Origin of the sequence: Funiculus sociatus GB2-C1 (genome assembly GCF_039962115.1) — a bacterium.
GTDB classification, from domain to species: domain Bacteria; phylum Cyanobacteriota; class Cyanobacteriia; order Cyanobacteriales; family FACHB-T130; genus Funiculus; species Funiculus sociatus.
In genome coordinates this window covers 1-8,429 of record NZ_JAMPKJ010000121.1, presented here as the reverse complement: position 1 = coordinate 8,429, position 8,429 = coordinate 1, and the positions used below count along the sequence as shown (strand labels likewise).

The following is an 8,429-nucleotide window of genomic DNA, read 5'->3' as shown; positions in this document are numbered from 1 at the left end:
TTGTCATGAATAGATGGCTGTTGTGTGGTAACTCTAGCCTCTCATGTCCCTCTACCCTTTTTCACAAATTCCCCGCGGCTATTGGCTTTCACCTACTTCTGTCAGGCAGTCAGCTGCACGTCTTCTCAGAGGGGATACACAAGGAGCAATTAAGGACTTCACTCAGGTTATAAGAATTGAGCCTAATAATTCTTCTGCTTTTTTTGGACGGGGTGATGCCCATTATAAAAGAGGAGATAAGAAGGGAGCTATTGAAGATTTCAATGAGGGACTAAAGATTAATCCTAACTCTGCTCAAGCCTACTATAGTCGTGGTCTTGCTCGTTATTCCATAGGAGATTATCAAGGCGCGATCATAGATTACACTAAGGCAGTACAGATTGATCCTAACTTCGCTATATCCTACTATAAACGAGCTATTATTCGCTCCGAGATGGGAGATGAGGCTGGTGCCATCGCAGATTATACTCAAGCATTAAAAATCATTCCAGACTATGCTGAAGCATACGAAAACCGGGGCGCTGCTCTGTTTGTTCTAGAAGATAAACACGAAGCACTTAAGGATCTTTACAAAGCCGCAGACTTATATCACCAGCAAGGCAAGCAAACAAATTATCAAATGGTGCTAGACATAATTCAAATGTTTGAAAGCTCGTAGAGCTAGTTTACTCCTGTTTTGGTTGACAATATTGCTGAGTTCAGAGAATACAGGACTTTCACTTAAAAACGAGGTAGAAAGATTTTTCTTTAAATATGCGATGCAGCCGCACTCTTAACTCCAAAAATGCGATCGCGTCCCCACACCAAAAACGCGATCGCTTCATTCATTTAGAGCGGTATGTAATCAATGCGATCCTGATACTCATCGTCATCCGATACTGCTGCAATCAGAATTAAATCCTCAATAATCTGTCTTATTTCTGCTTTTAGACGAAGCACTAAAATGCCTGGAACGTGGCGACCTTCCGCTAAATGATCGGCTAGATGTACAGGCATAGAACGGCGGTTATTGGTTACAAGTATAAAGGTATTTTCCTCACACCACCGCAGAATTTCAGGATCTAGCGTACCTTTTGGTGGAACACCTGGATCGCCAATCATCCAAACCATTAAATCTGGTTGACGACGCAGCAGTTGTTCTCGATAGGAAGGGGATAAGTTCTCGTCTAGTAAGTACCGAATAGACATTATTTGGATACTTTAACTCCTTCCCGTTCTGCTTTTAACTTGCGTAACCTAACAACAACTGCTGGAGGATTTTTATCATATTCTGATTCTGCCTTGAGCGAGTAATCCAACCAAGCCGCTAGATATTTTTCTACTTCTTCCCGGTTGTGCAAGTAATACAAAATAGTGGCATAAATTTGCTCTAACGTGACTGTATGAAACTGCTGCGCGATCGCTTCTGGAGATTTCGCGCAATGTATGTACTCATACAGGATATGCTCAATGCCAATCCGCGTTCCCTTAATGCGAATATCGTTAGGAGCTAGAAAGTTGAAATAGTCCTCTAATTGCATAATCGACCTTATTAATACATAACATCATAGAAAAGCCGTATTGAAGGCTGCAAAAGCGCGATCGCTTTCTCTCCCCAAAAGCGCGATCGCATCCTCTGCCGAGTCAACTGTATAAACCTCATTTTCTAACAAAAACTTGGATTTATCTTCACGTTTACCGTAAACATCAAAAGGAATATATGGCTCTACCGAACATAGTATGTAAAATAAACTGAAACTAGCTGGCAAAATGCCAAGTCAGAAAACTTCTTAATTTGAAATTGTTGAAGTTTCTAAACCCATAACCTCTTCGTTTAATTAGTTTGAGCTTGTTATTGATGCCTTCCACAACTCCTTGAGTAGTTCTCTGGTCAAAATAAGCAATGATTTCCCCAATCCATCTTTTGATTGTGCCACAGCTATCTGCAAAATAATTTTGGGCTTCTCTTAACCAATCACTTAAATTAAATAGTCCCTCTACCCAATCTTTACTTTTTTCAAAAACGTTTCTAAATTCTTCTTTAAATCGGTGTAATCTTGCTAATTCTGGTATCACATTCCTGATTAATTCGAGTTTCTCTTTTTCTGATTATTTTAAAGTTTCTTCATTTTTGAGTAACACATATTTACTTTTTTTTAGTGCCAATAGCCCTTTCTCTCTTTCAGCTTTATTTTTAAGTTTTTCTACTTGTTTCTTGATTTCTTTTCTTTTAGTGTCTAACTCTTCATTGACTTGCTTCATCACATGAAATCTATCGGCTACTATTTCGGCTTGTGGCATGAGTTTCTCAATTACCTTTTTATAGGGTTTCCACAAGTCGATACTGACTTCTTCAATCTGGCTCAAAACCTCTTCACCCCAGCTCGACACATATTGCTCTACTTCAGCCGTCGTCCTTTTTTCCACCATTCCTACTATCGCTCTCTTTTCTAAGTCTATTAACACTACATAATAATTTTTCTGACCTTTGACTACGGCGATTTCATCAATTCCTAGTTTCTTCAGTCCTTGAGGTTTCTCTTCAACGAATCCCGCCGCTAATTCTTTTAGCATTGTTTCGATTTGTTGTTCGCTAACTCCATTTCTTCTAGCCACATTCCTGATATCACTCTCTAAAACTTCTTCAATAATTTTGTTTTTAAATCTTTCTGTATAAATTCTTTTCTTTCTTACTAATTCTAATTCTTCACTAAACTTGCTGCCACAGCCGTCACACCTGATTTGACGCCGGTTTACTTGAAGATATACTTGTTTGTCTCCAAAAGGTAAATCTCTGATAACATACCGATGGTTTTGGTGTAGCTTATCTGTTGTCTTACTACAGTTAGGACATTGAACTTTTGGATCTTTCTTTTCTATTTTTAAAAATATTCCTATCCCTGACTGAAACTGATAATCTATAACTTTAAATTGGGGAATATTGAGCAGAGATGTCATTAGATGAAGCTGTGCTTTTGATGCCATTAGTATAAAACCCAGTCTGGGGCTGCTTTTTTACTGCATCTACTTAATCACAATCAATCTCAGAATTCAAGCCCCGCAACAAATGTCACTTCTTATACCTATTCTGTTTTTGCTATTTTGATTAGCTATTTTTAACATTTTTACATAACAAGTTCGGTAGAGCCGAATATATTTTAGCCATCACATCACCTCAAACAGAGAACGCGGTAATCCAGACTGGCGGATAATTGACTGTAAAGTTCCAATGCGTAACTCCGCATAATTTGGAACAACAGCAGTAATCGTAGTTTCATCTGTTTGACGTTGCATAATAATATGACTACCGCTTTGCCGCACTTCCACAAAGCCATTTTGCTCTAAAATTTGGCAAACCTCTCGCGCTGATAAAACTCGTAACTTACCCAACAGAAACCTCTACCCTGGTAACAAAAACTTCCGTCCGCAAGCGATTTTGTACCTCTAGAGGATCGGCAACTTCAAAGAATAACTCTAATGCTTCAATTAAGTTATTTTTTGCTTGCTCGACTGTATCACCTTGACTGGCAATATCTAATTCTGGACAAAGCGATACATATCCATCCCCTTCTCGTTCGATGATGGCAGTAAATTGTTGATTTTTTTTCATATTTACTTCTTTTTTGGATACTTTACCCATTACCTGTAAATCTAGTTTAAGATGCGCGAACGCATCCTTCTCCCCAAAAACGCGATCACATTCTCTCCCCAAAAACGCGATCGCTACTGTAGTTGCGGTGAACCGAAGTAATCGGGCAGTTCTTCTAACGTCCATTTCAGCAGCCGACAAAGTGCTTTTAAATCGCGAGGACTAAGCTTTGCTTCATAAAGCCCTGTCTCCCAATTACTAACTGTCTGGACAGTCTTACCCAGAGCTAATGCAACGTCTCTCTGCGTTAAGCCTAATTCTTCTCTCCGCCGCTTCAGGGGAGACTCCCGATCGTATTCTTGCTGTTGTTGGTCTTTGGTCATGTACTATAAAAATTCTTATATAAAGATGCTTGACAAATAAATTCTAAGAGTGCTTATATAAGATAGATACAGAAGCGAATCGAAGTGACTGAAAAGCCACCATTTGGCTCAGTCGTCTTCAGAGCTTCACAAGATGCCTGCCCTAACTTTAGTTTCTTACATAACTGTCACGCGATCACATGATCGCTATCTTTGGCTGGGTTTGTTAGCGACAGCCTTGTAAATACCCATTCAAAACCCATAACTAAGTAACTCACAGCTATGACTGGGAGAATCTTATGACGTATTACTCCAAACTCCATCCTTGGTGCATCATCCGTTCGCTTCCTGATATGCGCTCGCTTATCGTCGCTCGTTTTCGCGGTCGCAATGAGGCAGAAGCGCATCTGCGAATCCTGAAAGCGAATACTCCAAACGTTCCCTACTCCATCATTTTCGACATCACCCCAGAAACCAGCGACTCAACAGTTAAACCTGGAATGAATTGATTATGACAGCCTTATTTCGCCGCATTCAACCGCCAAAGACATTTCGCCTCACTGTTGCACTTGTGGCGAAATACCTGAAAATCCCAGAATCATTAATCCTGCGATTCGACTGCTGGCAAAATGTACTTTTTGTGCATCGCACAGATCGCGGCGGACAATTTGTGAGCTATCGTCAATTGCGACTCTGGTGGGATGCGATCGCGCTTTTATTTCAAACTTGCCACACCCCAACCGCACTGCAACAACTCGGACTTCAGATTAAAGAAGATAGCCAGAAATTCTCCGACTATTACAAAGAGATGATGGAAGACCTCCGCCAACTGTGGGTAAAACGCCGAGACTATCTGGGCAGCTTACCAGCAAAGGAAAGCGCCGCATAAAGTGAGTAAAATAGTACCTTTAGGGAAACATCAGGCTTTGAAGCCTGCAAAGACAAGCTTCCCTTGTGTAGCCTTACCGCAACAGGAGCGCGATCGCTTACTCCTCCACAATCTCCACCAAGTCTTCAATCATGACATCAAACGTCCGCGCCAACTTTTGCAGAGAAATAAAGTCAATTGTTGCGATTTCTGAACGACGGGCATAGCTTTTCACTGTATTGTAGATTACTCCGGAACGTTCGGAAACCTCCTTCAGAGTCCAGCCTTTCTCCGCCGCCATTTCTCGAATTTTCAATCTAACTAAACCCATACTTGATGCAAGGTGCAGATGCACCTTATGATAGTTAAAGATTAAAAGCGATCCCCCCCGGTCTGGCAAACTACAGTGCGATCGCTGCAATGCTCCCAATTAGGGAAAGCACCTACTATGTTATCAACACATCAGCAGACTTCGCTAGAAATTACAGAATCAAAAATTATTCACAAATCGGGAATTGTGCATCCCTTGGCTCGATTTGTAACAGAAGAGACAGCTGCGCTGCTGTTCCATCTCCAGCCAGAACAGATTTATAAAATTACCTGCTGGCGGCACGTCGTTCACGTACATGGCAAAGGCGTGAGTCGGTTTGTCAGCTATGCAGACTTTCCGCCGATTTCCGGAGTCGAGGCACCAAGGGAGGGAGATATGGTGCGGTGGCGCAAGCGGTGGCGAAGAAAGTGGAAAATCAAGCAAGCACCGCACTTTTGGACGGAATTTTACGCGCATCAGTTCAAGAAAGCAGCATCAATGGGGAAATTGTTGGAATGGGGGAAGTTGGTAGCTATAGTTAAATCTGCCTTGTCACAGGTAGCACTACAACAACTGCGACAAGTTTATAACCAAGAAAAACTTAGCTGGGAGAAAATTTCAACCAGCAACCTTGTCTAGCATATAAAGAATGCGATCGCATTCCCAAAAAATTCCTGACTCCAACCAATAATCCCTGTCAAAAGAAGGAGAGTGTGAAGGAGTCGAAGAGAATGGGAGATCCTTATCTGTTGGCAGCAAGCTTATTAACCGGGGGGCAAATGTTAACCCCACCGCCACCAGCATTACCATTAAAGGGGACAGACACCCTGTTAGCATTAAATTTAGCCCAGTCAAATGCCTTTGAACCTCTTGTCACTCAGAAAATAATCCCCACAGTTGAAATAACCTCCCCTGAATTCAGTCAGCAGCGGTTTAGTCCCCAAACTGACACGCCACCGATAACCCCCATATTGGCAGCAGCAGCTACAGAGATATTACCTAGTATCGAAGCTTTACTGAAACCTAAGCCAGCTACCCTCTTACCCAGTTCTGGAACTCAACTTTTTTACCAAAGATTAGCAGCTCTCAAAGCAGGCAAAATCTATACTCGCATACCTGCTGATAGCTTCCAGTCAACTTGGGTAAAGGCAAGGACAAAACCCACCTATGAGCAGTGGAAAAGCCTATTGGCAAAGGAAGCCAAGGCAGTTGCTGAAGGTCAGGGTTCAAATCGTCTAGCAGTATTAGTTGGCGATTCTATCAGTTTGTGGTTTCCCACAGAGCGATTACCTGCTGGGAGTTTGTGGCTGAATCAGGGAATATCTGGCGATACTTCCCGTGGCATTTTAAAAAGATTGTCTGTCTTTTCCCAAACTCGACCAGATGCAATTTATGTCTTGGCAGGTATAAATGATTTACGCCAGGGTGCAACTGATGAGGCAATTTTGAATAATCTCCGCCAGATTGTCCGTCGCTTACGGCAGAATCACAAGAGTAGTTCAGTCATCCTCCAATCTATTCTTCCTACTCGGCTGGATGCTATACCAAATAGCCGGATTCGTAACCTTAACCAACAACTTGCTGACCTTGCTCAAAGAGAGGGTGCAGGCTATCTAGATACCCATTCTCGCTTTAGCGATATTGACGGGAACTTGCGCCTAGACTTGACAACAGATGGACTGCATTTAAACCGTCGTGGATATGAGGTGTGGCAATTGGCGCTACAGCAGGCAGATTCCTGGGTGGCTGTGAATCGCCCGGCTCGTGCGTATAGTTCTCTCAGACGGTAGAGCGGTGCATCATTATCAATGAAGATAGAGCCTTTTAAACTCGTTCCCAGGCCCCATCAGGGAACGAGTTTAATTTCTGCAAAAAAAATCAGAGCGATAAAGCTCTGATTTCAACTCTGAATTCAATTGAGTTTGCGAAAAATATTAAAAATAATGGCGTGGCTACCGCTTCTGAGCCAATCAACAGATGAGCTGGCTAGATGCCTTGACGAGAAACCAGCTTCTCAATATCAGCTTGGGTTTGCTGCAATAGCTGTTCTCGGCTATCAGCAGCTCTGGTGAGAGTGGGAACTAAGTTACGGGCTTGCAAAGCCATGTGAAGTTGTAGATGAGCAACGTACTCACTAAAGTCTTCACGAAATGAAGGGGTTGAGGATTGATTTAACTGCACGTTGACTGTGTTCTCCATCTTGATCTGTCAGCCGTTTGTCACCTTAAAGAAATTATCACGCTGTTCCTACTCTCTTCTTACTTTGCAATGAAGTTTAACCGTTTGCCAGGAAAATCATGAAGAAAAGTTAAAGATTTGCCTTAACTGTTTAAACTTCGTTGCTTTATAGCGTTTCTCATCCCTCTTTTGTTACTAGACCAGGCTGGCAGAAATAAGTGACTAGCTTAATCGAATTCAGGAAACCCGACAAATTTCCAGACAAAAGGCTTAGCGAGAGTGGGGTTGAAATAGTCAATAAAATCGAGAATCTGGTGCTGGAGGTCTTCAGTAGAAGTGAAACTACTGCGTTTGAGCAAGCGACGCACCAAAATCGAGAACCAACACTCTATCTGATTCAGCCAGGAAGTATGTTTGGGAATATAGACAAAGCGAATGCGGTAACTCTCATCAGATAAAAAAGCGGCTCGTGTTGCCATTGATTGGAGAATGCCTGATTCACCTTTGACCCCAAAATCCCTCTGGATTTTACAATGTTGGGCAACCAAACGTACCAGAGACTCAGATTGATGAATATTGAGTTGATCGACTAGGAAAATCCATCCGGCTTCTGGGTCAGTTTCAATTGTGTTGTTGATATGTTTACAGAAATCTTCTTCTGTACGGGTTGTCCCAACCGTAGGCGTAATTACCTAGTCCTTGGCAATATGCCAATTGGCAATCAGTGCTACAACCCCATGACGAATATATTCAAATTCAATGCGGGTAGTGGTATAGAAGTAGTGATAAATCCACTTACACCTCTTACTGTACAAGGCTTTGAACCAAGAATATCACTACCTGTTTACCACTACCATATTTTTTATTCATTGCCAGAGGTCTGGGAAATTTGCGTTTTAGCGATCGCTCTCAATTAGGATACCTATATCTCTTTAACTAGTCAAAGCTCGCTTGACAGCCCACTAGTTATGCTGTTGCAATTTCATAAAACTGTAACCCTAGAAAAACTAGCGACGTTGTTCCCGCAACCCTGAGGGGGCGACATGAAAGCTAAAACGTTGATACAATGAGCTTCATAGCCCTCATCCCTCGTAAATAATGCTCTAATTTATTGCGATTTAATCTCATTAAATCTTCAACGAT

13 protein-coding genes and 2 pseudogenes are annotated in these 8,429 nt (G+C 42.0%); 5 read left to right on the top strand and 10 right to left on the bottom strand.

Translation table 11 applies throughout. The features are described from left to right. The first annotated feature begins 43 nt into the window (after nt 1-43). Entirely contained in the window at nt 44-658 is a 615-nt protein-coding gene (locus NDI42_RS28360; protein WP_190460610.1) for a tetratricopeptide repeat protein, read from the top strand. A 170-nt stretch (nt 659-828) separates the two neighbouring features. Here NDI42_RS28360 and NDI42_RS28355 read toward each other — a convergent pair whose 3' ends face one another. The 7 genes and pseudogenes from NDI42_RS28355 to NDI42_RS28325 form a co-directional block, all read right to left on the bottom strand. Beyond that, nucleotides 829-1,188: a DUF5615 family PIN-like protein gene (locus NDI42_RS28355; RefSeq protein WP_190460608.1), complete on the bottom strand. Its 360-nt coding sequence runs from the start codon at nt 1,186-1,188 to the stop codon at nt 829-831. Further along, on the bottom strand, nt 1,188-1,520 hold the full coding sequence (locus NDI42_RS28350; RefSeq protein WP_190460606.1) for a DUF433 domain-containing protein: 333 nt from the start codon (nt 1,518-1,520) through the stop codon (nt 1,188-1,190). The genes NDI42_RS28355 and NDI42_RS28350 overlap by 1 nt, the downstream gene beginning before the upstream one ends. Before the next feature lie 24 nt (nt 1,521-1,544). After that, the gene (locus tag NDI42_RS28345) at nt 1,545-1,748 is read right to left on the bottom strand and encodes a hypothetical protein (protein WP_190460604.1); all 204 of its coding nucleotides are present in this window, start codon (nt 1,746-1,748) and stop codon (nt 1,545-1,547) included. Next, nucleotides 1,738-2,964: pseudogene (locus tag NDI42_RS28340) on the bottom strand (ISL3 family transposase). The gene NDI42_RS28345 and the pseudogene NDI42_RS28340 overlap by 11 nt, the downstream one beginning before the upstream one ends. 180 nt (nt 2,965-3,144) lie before the next feature. Then, nucleotides 3,145-3,369 carry a type II toxin-antitoxin system HicA family toxin gene (locus NDI42_RS28335; protein ID WP_190460602.1) on the bottom strand — a complete coding sequence of 75 codons (225 nt, stop codon included), beginning with the start codon at nt 3,367-3,369 and terminating at the stop codon, nt 3,145-3,147. Further along, nucleotides 3,362-3,589, bottom strand: coding sequence for a type II toxin-antitoxin system HicB family antitoxin (locus NDI42_RS28330; protein ID WP_190414607.1), 228 nt, complete (start codon nt 3,587-3,589; stop codon nt 3,362-3,364). The genes NDI42_RS28335 and NDI42_RS28330 overlap by 8 nt, the downstream gene beginning before the upstream one ends. 113 nt (nt 3,590-3,702) lie before the next feature. After that, nucleotides 3,703-3,951, bottom strand: coding sequence for a helix-turn-helix transcriptional regulator (locus NDI42_RS28325; RefSeq protein ID WP_190460600.1), 249 nt, complete (start codon nt 3,949-3,951; stop codon nt 3,703-3,705). Between the two features lie 278 nt (nt 3,952-4,229). On the opposite strand from NDI42_RS28325, the gene NDI42_RS28320 reads away from it, so the two are divergent. Together NDI42_RS28320 and NDI42_RS28315 are read left to right on the top strand one after the other, a co-directional pair. Next, on the top strand, nt 4,230-4,439 hold the full coding sequence (locus NDI42_RS28320; RefSeq protein ID WP_190460598.1) for a hypothetical protein: 210 nt from the start codon (nt 4,230-4,232) through the stop codon (nt 4,437-4,439). A gap of 2 nt (nt 4,440-4,441) precedes the next feature. Next, entirely contained in the window at nt 4,442-4,819 is a 378-nt protein-coding gene (locus NDI42_RS28315; protein ID WP_190460597.1) for a hypothetical protein, read from the top strand. 97 nt (nt 4,820-4,916) lie between these two features. Here NDI42_RS28315 and NDI42_RS28310 read toward each other — a convergent pair whose 3' ends face one another. Continuing rightward, entirely contained in the window at nt 4,917-5,129 is a 213-nt protein-coding gene (locus tag NDI42_RS28310; RefSeq protein ID WP_190419470.1) for a helix-turn-helix domain-containing protein, read from the bottom strand. A 117-nt stretch (nt 5,130-5,246) separates the two neighbouring features. Between NDI42_RS28310 and NDI42_RS28305 the strand changes: the two genes are divergently transcribed. Beyond that, complete coding sequence (locus tag NDI42_RS28305; protein ID WP_190460595.1) at nt 5,247-5,747, top strand: hypothetical protein; 501 nt, start codon at nt 5,247-5,249, stop codon at nt 5,745-5,747. A gap of 92 nt (nt 5,748-5,839) precedes the next feature. After that, nucleotides 5,840-6,898, top strand: a complete 1,059-nt coding sequence (locus tag NDI42_RS28300; protein WP_190460593.1) for a GDSL-type esterase/lipase family protein — start codon at nt 5,840-5,842, stop codon at nt 6,896-6,898. 196 nt (nt 6,899-7,094) lie between these two features. Here the strand turns inward: NDI42_RS28300 and NDI42_RS28295 are convergent, their stop codons facing one another. Both NDI42_RS28295 and NDI42_RS28290 read right to left on the bottom strand, forming a co-directional pair. Continuing rightward, the gene (locus tag NDI42_RS28295) at nt 7,095-7,307 is read right to left on the bottom strand and encodes a hypothetical protein (protein WP_190419463.1); all 213 of its coding nucleotides are present in this window, start codon (nt 7,305-7,307) and stop codon (nt 7,095-7,097) included. A 206-nt stretch (nt 7,308-7,513) separates the two neighbouring features. Further along, nucleotides 7,514-8,050, bottom strand: a pseudogene (locus NDI42_RS28290) (transposase); the annotation flags it as partial. Nucleotides 8,051-8,429 lie beyond the last annotated feature (379 nt).

Coding starts and splice junctions, on each gene's coding strand:
- NDI42_RS28355 (WP_190460608.1), bottom strand. CDS start 1,188: ATGTCTATTCGGTACTTACTAGACGAGAACTTATCCCCTTCCTATCGA.
- NDI42_RS28300 (WP_190460593.1), top strand. CDS start 5,840: ATGGGAGATCCTTATCTGTTGGCAGCAAGCTTATTAACCGGGGGGCAA.
- NDI42_RS28310 (WP_190419470.1), bottom strand. CDS start 5,129: ATGGGTTTAGTTAGATTGAAAATTCGAGAAATGGCGGCGGAGAAAGGC.
- NDI42_RS28305 (WP_190460595.1), top strand. CDS start 5,247: ATGTTATCAACACATCAGCAGACTTCGCTAGAAATTACAGAATCAAAA.
- NDI42_RS28320 (WP_190460598.1), top strand. CDS start 4,230: ATGACGTATTACTCCAAACTCCATCCTTGGTGCATCATCCGTTCGCTT.
- NDI42_RS28330 (WP_190414607.1), bottom strand. CDS start 3,589: ATGAAAAAAAATCAACAATTTACTGCCATCATCGAACGAGAAGGGGAT.
- NDI42_RS28315 (WP_190460597.1), top strand. CDS start 4,442: ATGACAGCCTTATTTCGCCGCATTCAACCGCCAAAGACATTTCGCCTC.
- NDI42_RS28295 (WP_190419463.1), bottom strand. CDS start 7,307: ATGGAGAACACAGTCAACGTGCAGTTAAATCAATCCTCAACCCCTTCA.
- NDI42_RS28325 (WP_190460600.1), bottom strand. CDS start 3,951: ATGACCAAAGACCAACAACAGCAAGAATACGATCGGGAGTCTCCCCTG.
- NDI42_RS28350 (WP_190460606.1), bottom strand. CDS start 1,520: ATGCAATTAGAGGACTATTTCAACTTTCTAGCTCCTAACGATATTCGC.
- NDI42_RS28360 (WP_190460610.1), top strand. CDS start 44: ATGTCCCTCTACCCTTTTTCACAAATTCCCCGCGGCTATTGGCTTTCA.